Origin of the sequence: Pseudomonas putida (assembly GCF_028682175.1) — a bacterium.
GTDB classification, from domain to species: Bacteria; Pseudomonadota; Gammaproteobacteria; order Pseudomonadales; family Pseudomonadaceae; genus Aquipseudomonas; species Aquipseudomonas putida_AD.
Genome location: NZ_JANHKS010000003.1, coordinates 1 through 13,975, shown reverse-complemented (window position 1 = coordinate 13,975; position 13,975 = coordinate 1). Strand labels below are relative to the sequence as shown.

The following is a 13,975-nucleotide window of genomic DNA, read 5'->3' as shown; positions in this document are numbered from 1 at the left end:
GCCCTACTACCTTGGTACTGGCAGACTCGTACCATCTGCATATTTGCCGCCGAGGCGCGCGTTCCTATGCTGGCACCACCTGTATGGAGTGCCCTATGCGCCTGTCTCTATCCCTATGGCTGCCGTACCCTCGCCTGCTGTGCCTGGCGCTTGCCGCCCTGTCGTTCTCGGCCATGGCCGATGACCAGCCGCTTGCCGTGCGCATCGGCTACCTTTCGTACATTCCCGACACCGGCCCGATCCTCTCCAACGTCACCCCTGAACCCAAGGATGCCGGGCTGCGCGGGGCTGAGCTGGCGATTGTCGACAGCAACAGCACCGGGCGTTTTCTCAAGCACAGCTACAGCCTGAGCAGCGCCAGCGCCGAGAGCCCCGAGGCGCTGCTTGAGCAGGCCCGCGCGCAACACGATCAGGGCCTGCGCCTGTTCGTGGTCAACGCCCCGGCCGAAACCCTGCGCCAGCTCAGCGCCGCGCTGCCGGACAGCCTGCTGTTCAACGCCGGCAGCGCCGACGACAGCTTGCGCAGCACCAGTTGCCTGCACAACGTGCTGCACACCTTGCCGAGCCGGGCGATGCTGGCCGACGCGCTGGCGCAGTTCCTCACCGTACGGCGCTGGCAGCGCTGGTTGTTGATCGTCGGCCAGACACCCGATGACCAGGCCTACGCCGCCGCCCTGCGCCGCGCCGCCAAGCGCTTCGGGCACAAGATCGTCGCCGAGAAAGCCTGGAGTTTCGACAACGACCAGCGCCGCAGCGCCCAGGCCGATATGCCGCTGTTCACCCAGACCGCCGAATACGACGTGGTGCTGGTGGCCGACGAGCGCGGCGACTTTGGCGAATACGTGCCCTATCAGACCTGGTACCCGCGCCCGGTGGCCGGCACCCAGGGCCTGACGCCCACCGGCTGGCACCGCACCGTTGAAACCTACGGCGCCGCGCAATTGCAAAAGCGCTTCGAGGCGCTCGCCGGGCGCTGGATGAACGACCGCGACTTCGCCGCCTGGATGGCCGTGCGCAGCGTCGCCAGCGCCGTCACCCGGCTGCGCGGCACCGACCCCATGCAGATTCGTGAGCTGGAGCTGAGCGAAACCCTGCCGCTGGACGGTTTCAAGGGCAGCAAGCTCAGCTACCGGCCCTGGAACGGCGAGCTGCGCCAGCCCATTCCAGTGGTTCAACCCCAGGCTCTGGTCACCACTTCACCCCAGGAAGGCTTTCTGCACCCCGGCACCGAACTCGACAGCCTGGGCTACGACAAGCCGGAGGTCAGTTGCACCTATTGACCCGCGCACGCCCCCGACAATACCCATAACAAGGACTCCAACATGCGCCATACACTTCTCTGCGCTGCCCTGCTGCTTGCCGCCGCGCCTGCGTTTGCCGCCACCGCGTTCGTCTCCAACGAGAAGGACAACAGCCTGAGCCTGATCGACATGGACACGCTGCAAGTGACCAAGACCCTGCCGGTGGGCATGCGTCCGCGCGGCCTGCTGCTGTCCCACGACAGCAAGCTGCTGTACATCTGCGCCAGCGACTCGGATCGGGTGCAGGTGATGGACGTGGCGACTCTGAAGATCATCAAGGAACTGCCCTCCGGCAAAGACCCCGAACAATTCGCCCTTCACCCCAACGACCGCTGGCTGTACGTCTCCAACGAGGACGATTCGCTGGTCACGGTGATCGACACCCAGACCTCCAAGGTGCTGGCCCAGGTCGACGTCGGCGTGGAGCCCGAGGGCATGGCGGTCAGCCCCGACGGCAAGTGGGCGATCAACACCAGTGAAACCACCAACATGCTGCACTGGATCGACACCTCGACCCAGAAGCTGGTGGACAACACCCTGGTGGATCAGCGCCCGCGTTTCGTCGAGTTCAGCAAGGACGGCAGCCAGCTGTGGGCCTCGGCTGAAATCGGCGGAACCCTGACCGTACTAGACGTGGCCAGCCGCAAGATTCTCAAGACCCTGAAATTCGAGATCAAGGGCGTACACCCCGACAAGGTGCAACCGGTGGGCATCCGCATCACCGATGACGGCAAATACGGCTTCGTTGCCCTGGGACCGGCCAACCACGTGGCGGTGATCGACGTGAAGACCCTGGAAGTGATCGACTACCTGCTGGTGGGCCGGCGCGTCTGGCAACTGGCGTTCACCCCGGACCAGACCCGCCTGCTGGCCACCAACGGGGTGAGTGGCGATGTCTCGGTGATCGACGTTGCCAGCCGCAAGGTGCTCAAGTCGGTCAAGGTCGGGCGCTACCCGTGGGGCGTGGCGGTGGCGCCATGAGCGCGCTGCAGGTCAGCGAGCTGAGCTTTGCCTACGGCGAACGCGAGGCACTGCGCGGGGTGTCATTCAACCTCGCGCCGGGGCGCTTTGCCGCGCTGCTGGGCCCCAACGGCGCGGGTAAATCCACGCTGATCGCGCTGCTCACCCGGCTCTACGATCTGCAGAAAGGCGAGGTGCGCATGGGTGAGCATTCGTTGCGCCAGTCGCCCCGACCTGCCCTGCGCCAGATGGGTGTGGTGTTCCAGCAGAGCACCCTGGACCTTGACCTGAGCGTGGAGCAGAACCTGCGTTATCACGCGGCGTTGCACGGGCTGGCGCGGCGTGACGTGAGCGAACGGGTCGCGCTGGAACTGGATCGCCAAGGGCTCACCGAGCGCCGCCGCGAGCGGGTGCGCGCCCTCAACGGGGGCCATCGGCGGCGGGTGGAAATCGCCCGCGCCCTGCTGCACCAGCCGCGCCTGTTGTTGCTGGACGAGGCCAGCGTCGGCCTCGACCCTGCCAGCCGCCTGGCGCTCAACGCCCATGTGCGCAGCCTGTGCCACGACCAGGGGATCAGCGTGCTGTGGACCACTCACCTGCTCGACGAAGTGCATCCCGACGACGATCTGCTGATCCTGCATCAGGGCCGTCTTGTAGCCAGCGGTCAGGCAGGCGATGTCAGCGCCGAACACGGCGGAGGGCTGGACGCCGCCTTCAGGCAGCTCACCACCAGCGGAGTATCGCGATGAACGCCTACTGGCAGTGCCTGAGCGGCATCGTGTTGCGCGAGTGGCTGCGGTTCGTGATGCAGCGCACGCGGTTTCTCAGCGCCTTGGTCCGCCCGCTGCTGTGGCTGCTGGTGTTCGCAGCGGGATTTCGTGCGGCGCTGGGCATTGCGATCATCCAGCCCTATGACACCTACATCCCCTACGAGGTGTACATCATTCCGGGGCTGGCGTGCATGATCCTGCTGTTCAACGGCATGCAGGGCTCGCTGTCGATGGTCTATGACCGCGAGATGGGCAGCATGCGCGTGCTGCTCACCAGCCCCTTGCCGCGCACCTTCCTCTTGCTGTGCAAGCTGCTGGCAACCTCGCTGATTTCGCTGTTGCAGGTGTATGCCTTTCTCGGCGTGGCCTGGGTGTATGGCGTGCAACCGCCCGCCGGGGGCCTGCTCCTGGCCCTGCCTGCACTGCTGCTGGTGGCGCTGATGTTGAGTGCCCTGGGGTTGCTGCTGTCCAACGCCATTCGCCAACTGGAAAACTTCGCCGGGGTGATGAATTTCGTGATCTTCCCGTTGTTCTTCATGTCGTCGGCGCTGTACCCGCTGTGGAAAATGCGCGAGGCCAGCGAGTGGCTGTACTGGCTGTGCGCGTTCAACCCGTTCAGCCATGCGGTGGAGTTGGTGCGATTTGCCTTGCATGAACGCTTCAACCCCCTGGCCCTCGCCGTCTGTGCGACTCTCACGGCAGTCTTCGCCAGCCTCGCGGTACTGACCTTCAACCCCCAGCATGCAGCGGTGCGCAAAGCGTCATGACGTTTCCCCGGTTTCACTCGCGCCTTACAACCTGTGGGAGTGGGCTTGCCCACGAAGACGACGGACCAGACGCCACACATCCAGGGTCAGCAACACCGCTTTCGCGGGCAAGCCCGCTCCCACAGAATTGAGTGATCGTGAGCGCAAGATTACGACTTTAGTACTGGTTTTCCACGCTATTGGTCGCATTCACAAAGCACCGGGACTGGCTTGTAATGCAGGCACAAGAAAAAGGAAAAACCTGCCATGCCCCGTGCGCTGTTGTCTGCCTGTCTGCTGATCCTTCTGGGTACGAACGCCTTGTGCCAGGCCCAGGACGCGGCGCTGTTCAACGCCCACGGCTATCGCATTTCCCTCTACCGCAGCCCCACCCCGGACCAGATCCCTGGCGCGCAGGTCATCGACACCGGGCAATTGCAAACCCTGCTCAAGCAATCCGACAAACCGCTGCTGATCGACGTCTACCGCCGCCAATGGCTGCAAGGTCGGTTCATCGAAGACGAACCCCACGCCAACCTGCCGGGCAGCCACTGGCTGGCCAATCCCGGGGATGGCGAGTTATCGCCGGTGTGGATGGAGTACTTCACCCTCAACCTGCGCCGGTTGAGCGACGGTCGGCAGGACCGGCCGCTTGTGTTCTACTGCCGCTCAGACTGCTGGCTGAGCTGGAACGCTATCAAACGGGCAAGCGGTCTGGGCTACAGTCATCTGTATTGGTACCGCGATGGCCTGGACGCCTGGCTGGCCGCCGGGCTTGCGGTCGAACCGGCTCAACCCGAACCCTTGCGCTGAAGCGTTGCGACAATAATAAAGGTGGAAAACCATGTACAAGATCCTGATCGCCGATGACCACCCGCTGTTTCGCGAGGCCATTGCCAACGTCATCAGCGACGGCTTTCCCGGCAGCGAAGTGATGGAAACCCAGGACCTGGACAGCGCCCTGGCCCTGACCCGCGACCACGACGACCTGGACCTGATCCTGCTGGACCTGAACATGCCGGGCATGCACGGGCTCAATGGCCTGATCAACCTGCGCAACGAGGCGCCGACGATTCCGGTGGTGATCGTGTCCGCCGAGCAGGACAAACAGGTGGTGCTGCAAGCGATTACCTACGGCGCGGTGGGCTTCATCACCAAATCCTCGCCGCGCAAGCAGATGACCGATGCCATCGAGCAGATCCTCGACGGCAACGTCTACCTGCCATCGGACATCATCCGCAGCCAGAAACCCGCTTCCCGCCGCAGCGCCAGCGAAGCGCCGCACTTCCCGCCTGAATTGCTGCAGGCCTTGACGCGCAAACAACTGCTGGTGCTGGAACGCATGACCAAGGGCGACTCCAACAAGCAGATCGCCTTCAGCCTGGCGATCGCCGAAACCACGGTCAAGGCCCATGTCTCGGCGATCCTGCGCAAGCTCAACGTGCACAATCGGGTGCAGGCGATCCTCAGCGCCGGGGATATCGATTTCGCAGCCTACCTGCGGCGTTAGGCTGCGTGAGGCGAGGCCTGCACGGCGCTTGCCGACACAGCCACGGCGTCCTGCAGAATCAGATCCGCGCCCTTCTCCGCCACCATCAGCACCGCCGCGTGGGTGTTACCCGAGGTCACGTTGGGGAAGATCGACGCATCGACGATGCGCAGCCCATCGATGCCATGCACTTTCAAGCGCTTGTCCACCACCGAGGTCTGCTCGTCGGCACCCATGGCGCATGAGCCGCACAGGTGATAAATCGAACCTGAGTTGTGGCGGAAGTATTCCAGCATCTGCTCGTCGGTCTCGACCACCGGCCCAGGCAGCACTTCGTCCACCGTAATGTCCTTGAGCGCAGGCGCCGACATGATCTTGCGCATCAGGCGACTGCCCTGGATCACCTCGTCGATGTCCTTCTGGGTGCTCAGGTAATTGGGGTCGATCAACGCCGCATCACGGGGGTTGCTCGAAGCGATTTCGATGTGCCCGCGACTGGTGGGACGGCACGGGTTGAAGCACAGCAGGAAACCGGAATACGGCTCGGGCTTGAGGCTGGCCTTGTTGTTCTTCGGAATCTGGTAGGACAGCGGGTTGAAATACAGCTGCAGGTTCGGGTGGCTCTGCTCGTCGTTGCCCCGGAAGAAACCACCGGCCTGATTGACGCTCATCGCCAGCGCGCCCTTGCGGGTGAACAGGTACTTGAGGCCCAGCAGCGCCTGGCCGAACAGCGAGCTGAGCTGATCGTTCAGGGTCGGGATATTGGCCTTGTAGTAGTAGCTGACGCACAGGTGATCCTGCAGGTTCTGCCCCACCGCTGGCAGGTGCTTGACCGGCTTGATGCCATGCTTGGCCAGCAGCGCTTTATCCGCGACGCCGGACAGTTGCAGAATCTTTGGCGTGTCGACGGCGCCTGCGCAGAGAATCACTTCCTTGCGCGCGGCAAAGGTGCGCTTGACCCCGTTCTGGCTGATCTCGACACCCACTGCCCGCTTGCCCTGGTCATCGAACAACACCTTGTCCACCAGCGCGTAATGCTCGAGCGTCAGGTTCTTGCGCCCCAGCGCCGGGTGCAGGTGAGCGAAGCTGCTGGAGCAGCGCTCGCCATTGCGGGTGTTGACGTCATACAGCCCGGCGCCTTCGAATTTCGGGCCGTTGAAGTCATCGCTGCGCGAGTAGCCCAGTTGCTCGCAACCTTCGAGGAACACGTCGCAGATCGGGTGCGTCTGGCCCTTCATCGGGGTGATGCTGATCGGCCCGCTGGCGCCGTGGTACTCGGTGTCGCCGAGCGGGTGGTTTTCCAGCTTGCGGAAGTACGGCAGTACGTCCTTGAAGCCCCAACCGTCGTTGCCGTTGGCGGCCCAGTCGTCGAAGTCATGGGCCTGGCCGCGCACGTAGATCATCGCGTTGATCGAGCCGGAACCACCCTGCACCTTGCCGCGCGGGGCGTAGATGGCGCGATTGCCCAGCTGCTTCTGTGGCTGGCTGTAGTACATCCAGTTGAAGGTGGGGTTGTAATACATTTTGGCGAAGCCCACCGGGATCTTGAACCACAGCGAGCTGTCCTTGCCGCCCGCTTCGAGCAGCAGCACGGTGTATTGGCCCGATGCCGAGAGCCGGTTGGCCAGAACGCAACCTGCGGCGCCAGCGCCAGCGATGATGTAGTCGTATGTCATGCACGGTTACCGCGTAAGTCGTTATTCATAAAAAGCTCTTTGCCCACCACCCGCCACTGCCGGGTTGGCTTGACACCGCCCCTGTAGGAGTGAGCTTGCTCGCGATTGCGTCGTGTCATTCAACTTTGATGTTGTGTGCAAGACCCTTATCGCGAGCAAGCTCACTCCTACAGGTTCGGGGTTAGCCCTTGGCCGGTGAAAAATCCTTCACATCTGCCGGGGTCGCAGCCATCTGCAAATGCAAGCGCGACCCGGTATACGGCGTGTGCGCGCGCACCACCTCCATGTTCAGCTCGACACCCAGGCCAGGCTCGCTGGACGGGATGATGTAGCCGTCTTCCCACTGCAGCGGTTTGGTCAGGACCTCGGCGTGGAAACCACCCCAGGTCTCGATGCTTTCCTGGATCAGGAAGTTGGGCGTGCAGGCTGCCAGCTGGAAACTGGCCGCAGCGCCAATCGGGCCGTTGTACAGGTGCGGAGCGATCTGCGCGTAGTGCGCCTCGGCCATGCTGGCGATCTTTTTGCCTTCGAGCAGGCCGCCACAGCGGGCCACGTTCATTTGCAGGATCGACGCGCCGCCGGCCTGCAGCAACTTGTGGAACTCGTACTTGGTGGTCAGGCGCTCGCCGGTTGCAATCGGGATGCTGGTCTTGCCCGCCACTTGCGCCATGGCTTCTTCCTGCCCAGGCGGCACCGGCTCTTCAAACCACAGCGGGTCGTATTTCTCCAGACGCTTGGCCAGGCGAATCGCCGAAGACGGCACCATCTGCCCGTGAGTGCCGAACAGCAGGTCGCACTTGTTGCCGACCGCTTCGCGGATCTTGCGGCAGAAGGTTTCGCAACGTTCCAGCACTTCCAGCGAGATCTGATGGCCGGAGTACGCGGTGTACGGGCCTGCCGGGTCGAACTTCACCGCGGTGAAGCCCTTGTTCATGTTTTCGATGGCGCACTCGGCAGCCAGGTCCGGGTCGTCGTAGTCGTACTCGCCCTGGCTGTTGACCGGGTACAGGTAGGTATACGAACGCAGGCGCTCATGCACCTTGCCGCCCAGCAGTTCATAGACCGGCTTGTTCGCCGCCTTGCCGATAATGTCCCAGCAGGCCATTTCCAGGCCGCTGACCACGCCCATCATGGTCAGGTCCGGGCGCTGGGTGAAGCCGCTCGAATAGGCCTGGCGGAAGAAGCGCTCGATGTGATGCGGGTCGTGGTTGAGCAGGTGGCGCTCGAACACGTCCTCGATGATCGGCAGCATGGCCTTGGGGCCGAAGGTGGCGGCGTAGATCTCACCGACGCCTTCAATGCCGCAGTCGGTCTTGAGTTTGACGAAGATCCAGTACATGCCACCGATGTGCGGGGGTGGAACGGCGACGATATGGGTTTCCAGGGCGATGACTTTCATCTCGGGCACCTTAGACGTTGGAAAGCTTGGATAGGGAAGAGCGACGGATCCGCGCCCGCAGCGTCAGCGCTGCCAGGGTGCCGATCAGGCCGACGAAAGCGATGTAGCTGAAATACAGCTGGTAACCGGCGGCTCCCGGGTAGTGCTCGGTGAGGTAGCCGTTGATCAGCGGAATGAAGGTGTCAGGCAGGTAACCGACCACCGAGACGATGCCGATGGCCAGGCCCGTGATACGCAGCGGAATGTTGCAGGTGTCGAGAATCGCCCAGTACAGGCCGCGGATGGCGTAGGTCATAAGGCCGATGAAAATCACCGTCACCACCAAAAGGCCCAGGTTGTTGAAGGCCGGGAACAGCACAAGGCCCGCCATCGCCAGGGTGGCCAGGGCCAGCGCGACGATCAGCACCGAGATATTCGAATACTTGTCGCCCAGCCAGCCGCCGCCGATGCCGCCCACCGGGCGCATCCACAATTTGATGGTGGTGATGGTGCCGGCCATGACTGCGGTCATGCCGCTGCCTTGCAGGTAGTCTGAGAAGCTGTAGGTGGCCCAGAAGATGTGGTAACCGCAGAACACGATGGCCGTGACCAGCCACAATTCAGGGATCTTCACCAGAGTGGCGAGATCCTTGAACAGGTTGTGCTTTTCATCGGTGGCCGAGGCTTCGGCGGCGACTGATTTCGGGTCCTTGACCAGCACCAGCAGGCAACCCAGGCCGATGCAGATGAACGAATACAGGTACACGACATGGCGGAAACCTTCGGCTGCCGTCTGACCGCCGGTGCCGATGGCGTAGGCGAAGAGGCCCAGCGCGACGGTCGCCAGCAAGGCTTCCACCAGACCGCGACCGCCATCGAGAATGCCAAAGAAACGACCCTGCTCGGAATGCTGCGCGATCATCTTCACCCGCTTGAGCACCGAGGCCCAGAAGGTCAGGCCGGTGGTCAGGCCCCAGCAGCCGAAGATAATCATCAGGCCCGTCATCGACGGCACGGTGGAGTACCACAGGCCCAGGGCGCCGGTGGCCACCAGCGAGAAGAAAATCAGGAAACGTGGCGCGATGCGGTCAGCCAGCCAACCGCTTGGCAGGTAGCTGATGAGGAAAATCGTGCCCAGCATCGAGTACAGGTAACCCAGCTCGCTGTGGTTGATCTGGAACACTTCGAGCATGGTGGTCTGGTAGACCTGGCGCAGGTAGAGGATCGGATAGATCGCTCCGGCGGCCAGCACCAGCAGCATCAGTTGCAGGTAACGGGTGGCTTTGTCGCTCTTGGCGACAGAGGCGGCAGGATTCTGAACAGCGGCCGCGACAGAAGCAGGCTTGGACATTTGAAGAACCTCAGCACCCCTCGGCGTACGAGGGGCAATTTTAGTTTTTGTTATGGGGTGCTGCGGCAAGCTTCAAGCGGCAAGCTACAAGTTAAAGCAGTCTGTGGTGTGCTTTTGCCTTGTACTTTGCAGGTTGTCACTTACCGCTGCTTAAACGCGATGCGCTTTTTCTTGCAGCTTGAAGCTTGAGGCTTGCGGCTCGCGTCTAGTACTTCATGACCACCAGGCGGGTCTGGGTGAATTCGAGCATGCCGTGCTTGCCGTCATCGCCACCCAGACCCGAGCGTTTCCAGCCGGCGTGAAAGCCCTGGTACGGATCGGCCGGCGTGCGATTGACGTACAGCTCGCCGGCTTCGATGGCATTGCCGACTTTCATCGCCGTGCGGTAATTCTCGGTATAGAGCACCGACGACAGGCCGAACTGATGATCGTTGGCAAACGCCAGCGCCTGGTCGATGTCGCGGTACTTGAGCACCGGCAGCACCGGGCCAAAGATTTCTTCCTGGACGATTTCCATGTCCTGGCGGCAGTTGCTCAGCAGCGTCGGCGGATAGAAATGGCCCTTGCCGACCGGTAGCACGCCGCCCGCCTCCAGCACCGCGCCTTCGCCGATGGCACGCTCGACCATGGCGTGAATGTTCTGTTGCGCGCTGGCACTGACCAGCGGGCCCATGCGCGAGGCATCCTCGGCGCGGTCACCGTAGGCGACGGCAGAGATTTTGGCCTTGAGCAGGGCGAGGAATTGGTCGTGCACGCTTTCATGAACGTAGACACGCTCCACCGCTGTGCACAACTGGCCGCAGTGGGTGGTCTTGGAGGCGATGATGTCGCTGGCGGCCTTTTCCAGATCAGCGTCCGGCTCGATGATCGCCGGGGTCTTGCCGCCCAGTTCCAGCGACGGCTTGGCGATGTTTTCCTTGCAGTAGTCGAGCACGATGCGCCCGGCCTTGACGCTGCCGGTCAGGGTAATCATGCCCACGGCCTTGTGTGTGCAAAGGCTGGCCGCAGTGGCGTGGTCCATGGTCAGGATGTTGATGACGCCAGCCGGGATGCCCGATTGCTCGACGGCCCTGGCGATTTCAAAGGCCGAAATCGGCGTGTTGTTGCTCGGGCGCACCACCACGGTGTTGCCTGCGATCAGCGCCGGGGCGATCTTGCGCAGCAGGGTGTAGACCGGGTAGTTGAACGGAATCAGCGCCGCCACCACGCCAATGGGCTGGCGTTGCAGGAGCAGGTTCTCGTTGGGGGTGTCGCTGGGAATGATCTCGCCTTCGATGCGGCGTGCCCATTCGGCGTGGTAGCGGGTGATCTGCGCGGCATAGCGCGCTTCGTTACTGGCGTCGGCGACGCTCTTGCCGGATTCGGCGGCCAGCGCTGCACCAATGTTTTCTGCGCAGGCATCCAGGGCATCGGCCAGGGCACGCAGGTGTTCACCGCGCTCGATGCTGGTCAGGCCGCCCCAGGTTTTCTGCGCAGCGGCAGCGGCATCCACCGCAGCCAGTGCCTGCCCGGAGGTGGCCGCCGGGACGTGACCGACCAGCGCTTCGGTGGCCGGGTTGTACACGGCGATCTGCGCGCTGTCGGCAGGCTCGACAAACTGGCCGTTGATGAAATTTCGTTCGAGTCGCATGTGGGGCGTCCACCGTTGTTTTTATCCGAATGACGATCAGTCTTGTCATCCGCAACGGCGGCCACAAACGATTTATTACACCGGCAAACATTCATAAAACGCAGGTTACTGCCCGACACCCTCCCCGTTCGGTCACGGAATCGATGTAAGGGCCGCCGTAGACGGTTCGAGCTGGCGCTGGCTGAGCCAGATTTCTTCCTGCAGCCACTGCCCGAACGCCTGCAATTGCGGCAGATCCTGCTCGGGGCGGGTCACCAGCCAGTACGACTGATGCCCCTCGACATGCACGTTGAGCACCTGGGTCAACTCGCCGGCGGCCAGTTCCGGCACCACCATGTGCCAGTCGGCGATAGTAATGCCCAGTCCCTCGGTGGCCGCGCGGATCGCCAGGTCCAGCAGGTCGAACTCGTAGCCGCCCTGGGTATCGACGCCGTGGATGCGCGCGGCATCGAGCCAGTGTTTCCAGGTCAGGTAGCGCTGGTCCTCGCTGGCCAGTACGTGGAGCAAGGTCATGCGGTTGAAATCCACACCCTCCTCGCTGGATTCACGAGCGAGTAATGACGGCGCGCAGACCGCCACATGCCGCTCCTGAAACAGCAGCGAGCTGTCCAGCCCGTCCCACTCGCCATTGCCGAAACGGATCGCGCAGTCGAGCACGCTGGTTTCCGCCAGGCTGTCCTGCAAGCGGGTGCTGATGCTCAGTTCCAGCTCCGGGTGCTGCTCGCGCAAGCGGCCCAGGCGCGGCATCAGCCAGCGGCTGGTGAAGGTGGGCGGCGCGTTGATGCGCAGGCGATTGGAGTGGGATTTCTGTTGCAGGCTGCGCACGGTCATCTCGATCTTGTCGAAGGACTGGTGCAAGGCACGCAACAGCACCCGACCGGCGCTGGTCAGGTCCAGATGATGGTGTCGGCGCTCCAGCAGGGTTTCGCCCAACTGCTCTTCCAGTTGGCGAACCTGCCGGCTGACCGCGCTCTGGGTCACGTTCAACAGCTCGGCGGCGCGGGTAAAACTGCCGGTGCTGCCGGCCACTTCAAAAGCCTTCAGGGCGTTGAGGCCGGGCATTTTGCGCTTCATGTGTCGCTCTCGGTCGGGCAGAAAACGCGGCGAATATCCCACGGCGCCACCCGGCTCCGCCAGAGCCCTGCGCCACTTTCCGCCCAGTAACATGCATTTGATGAAGGTTTGCCCGGACAATTTATCGTTTGTCGATTGCAGGCAGGATCACAAGACTGCGCGCCATCTAATAAAAACAAGCGAGAGCGTTCCATGCCTTCCTGCACTTCCCTGCGGCTGTCTGCTTCGTGCTTCACCCTTCTGTGTGTCTGCTGTTCGCCGGCGATGGCCGTGCAGGTCACCGACCATCTGGACCTTGGCGGCGCCATCCGTGCGCGCTGGGATTACGACCCGGACCGCGACATCCAGAAGTTCAACTTCGACACGGTCTTCCTCACCGCCAAGTACACCTCCGACAGCTGGATCGGTGCGGCCAAGTACCGTTTCTATGGTCACTCCTATCCGTACAAATACACCAAGCACGTGGGCGATGTGTCGTTCCCGGAATACGCCTGGGTAGGCTACAAGTTCAACCCCGAGCAGCAGATTCAGGTGGGGCTCAATCAGGTACCGTTCGGCTTGCAGCCGTATTTTGGCAGCACGTTTTTCGAGACCCTCGGCAACGTGGTGGGCCTGGAAGACGTCGAGGAAATGGGGGCCAAGTACATCCAGCAGCACGGCGACTGGAACATTCAGGCCGGCTACTACGTACGTCCCGCGTGGCAAGGCAAGGGCACCAGCCATGGCCGCACTTACTCCAGCGTCGTTTCCCAGGCCGACAGTTATGTGGCGGATGGCAGCGACAACCAGGAACGCAATACCGTCGTGCTGCGGGTGGCCAAGGCGCTGGATGTCGGGCCCTGGACCTCTGAAGTCGGCGTGTCGGGCCTGACCTCGACACTGGAAAACAACGACACCGACCGCGACGGCCGACGCAACGCGGTGGCCGTGCACTACATCGGCAAGAACGGCCCGTGGGGCGTGCAATTGCAGGCGGCGCGCCAGCAGATGTCGCCGCGCAACCCCGGCACTGACCAGGTGGTGACGTTTGGCGGCTACGACGGCACCTACAACGTCGCCAGCCGCGCCAACCTGTACGTCGCCGACCTGAGCTATGACGTGAGTGGCAAGTACCTGTTCGACCAGATCAGTGGGGTCAAGCTGTACGCCAACTACAGCGCCTATCAGAAGTCCGCTTCAGGTTTCGAGGATTCCCAGCGGGTCATCCTCGGCAGCTCGTTCTCGGTGAGCAAACTGTGGGTTGCCACCGAATGGCTGATCGGCAAGAACGATCCCTACATCGGCGGCAGCGACTACGCCCAGAGCCTGGGCGCCGGCGGCAGCAACCAGTGGGAAAACCAGGTGTACGTGAACGTGGGGTATTACTTCTAGACCCCATCTCCGGCAAGCCAGGCCGCTACGGGGTTTGCGGTGTGATTCTGGCCAAAGGCCGTAGGAGCGCGCTTGCCCGCGACCGCGGTGGGTCATTCGGCATCGTGGTGTCTGACCTGACGCTGTCGCGGGCAAGCGCGCTCCTACGGGGGATCGAGGTTGGCGTGAAATTGGCGTTCACACAGGACCCGTAGCAGCCGGGCTTGCCGGCGGGGGCGGTCTCAAGATC

At 62.8% G+C, this 13,975-nt stretch carries 12 protein-coding genes; 7 read left to right on the top strand and 5 right to left on the bottom strand.

Going from position 1 to position 13,975, the window contains the following annotated elements; all coding sequences use genetic code 11:
• The first annotated feature begins 83 nt into the window (after positions 1 to 83).
• The 6 genes from NPS29_RS03020 (at position 84) to NPS29_RS02995 (ending at position 5,287) form a co-directional block, all read left to right on the top strand.
• On the top strand, positions 84 to 1,280 hold the full coding sequence (locus NPS29_RS03020; RefSeq protein ID WP_425312428.1) for an ABC transporter substrate-binding protein: 1,197 nt from the start codon (positions 84 to 86) through the stop codon (positions 1,278 to 1,280).
• 42 nt (positions 1,281 to 1,322) lie between these two features.
• Positions 1,323 to 2,282 carry a YVTN family beta-propeller repeat protein gene (locus NPS29_RS03015; protein WP_274130626.1) on the top strand — a complete coding sequence of 320 codons (960 nt, stop codon included), beginning with the start codon at positions 1,323 to 1,325 and terminating at the stop codon, positions 2,280 to 2,282.
• Complete coding sequence (locus NPS29_RS03010) at positions 2,279 to 3,010, top strand: ABC transporter ATP-binding protein (protein ID WP_274130625.1); 732 nt, start codon at positions 2,279 to 2,281, stop codon at positions 3,008 to 3,010. Before NPS29_RS03015 ends, NPS29_RS03010 begins: the two co-directional genes overlap by 4 nt.
• The gene (locus tag NPS29_RS03005; RefSeq protein WP_274130623.1) at positions 3,007 to 3,798 is read left to right on the top strand and encodes an ABC transporter permease; all 792 of its coding nucleotides are present in this window, start codon (positions 3,007 to 3,009) and stop codon (positions 3,796 to 3,798) included. The genes NPS29_RS03010 and NPS29_RS03005 overlap by 4 nt, the downstream gene beginning before the upstream one ends.
• A gap of 246 nt (positions 3,799 to 4,044) precedes the next feature.
• Positions 4,045 to 4,590 carry a PQQ-dependent catabolism-associated CXXCW motif protein gene (locus NPS29_RS03000; RefSeq protein ID WP_274130622.1) on the top strand — a complete coding sequence of 182 codons (546 nt, stop codon included), beginning with the start codon at positions 4,045 to 4,047 and terminating at the stop codon, positions 4,588 to 4,590.
• A gap of 31 nt (positions 4,591 to 4,621) precedes the next feature.
• On the top strand, positions 4,622 to 5,287 hold the full coding sequence (locus NPS29_RS02995) for a response regulator transcription factor (protein ID WP_274130621.1): 666 nt from the start codon (positions 4,622 to 4,624) through the stop codon (positions 5,285 to 5,287).
• Here NPS29_RS02995 and NPS29_RS02990 read toward each other — a convergent pair.
• The 5 genes from NPS29_RS02990 to NPS29_RS02970 form a co-directional block, all read right to left on the bottom strand.
• Positions 5,284 to 6,942: a GMC family oxidoreductase gene (locus NPS29_RS02990; RefSeq protein ID WP_274130620.1), complete on the bottom strand. Its 1,659-nt coding sequence runs from the start codon at positions 6,940 to 6,942 to the stop codon at positions 5,284 to 5,286. The two genes, NPS29_RS02995 and NPS29_RS02990, sit on opposite strands and share 4 nt — an antisense overlap.
• A 181-nt stretch (positions 6,943 to 7,123) precedes the next feature.
• On the bottom strand, positions 7,124 to 8,341 hold the full coding sequence (locus tag NPS29_RS02985; RefSeq protein ID WP_274130619.1) for a mandelate racemase/muconate lactonizing enzyme family protein: 1,218 nt from the start codon (positions 8,339 to 8,341) through the stop codon (positions 7,124 to 7,126).
• 10 nt (positions 8,342 to 8,351) lie between these two features.
• Positions 8,352 to 9,671, bottom strand: a complete 1,320-nt coding sequence (locus tag NPS29_RS02980) for an MFS transporter (protein ID WP_274130618.1) — start codon at positions 9,669 to 9,671, stop codon at positions 8,352 to 8,354.
• A gap of 205 nt (positions 9,672 to 9,876) precedes the next feature.
• A complete protein-coding gene (aldA, locus tag NPS29_RS02975) occupies positions 9,877 to 11,301 on the bottom strand; it encodes an aldehyde dehydrogenase (RefSeq protein WP_274130616.1) in 1,425 nt (474 codons plus the stop codon).
• Positions 11,302 to 11,433: 132 nt separating this feature from the next.
• On the bottom strand, positions 11,434 to 12,375 hold the full coding sequence (locus NPS29_RS02970) for a LysR substrate-binding domain-containing protein (RefSeq protein ID WP_274130614.1): 942 nt from the start codon (positions 12,373 to 12,375) through the stop codon (positions 11,434 to 11,436).
• 264 nt (positions 12,376 to 12,639) lie between these two features.
• On the opposite strand from NPS29_RS02970, the gene NPS29_RS02965 reads away from it, so the two are divergent.
• Entirely contained in the window at positions 12,640 to 13,746 is a 1,107-nt protein-coding gene (locus NPS29_RS02965; RefSeq protein WP_274130882.1) for a hypothetical protein, read from the top strand.
• Positions 13,747 to 13,975 lie beyond the last annotated feature (229 nt).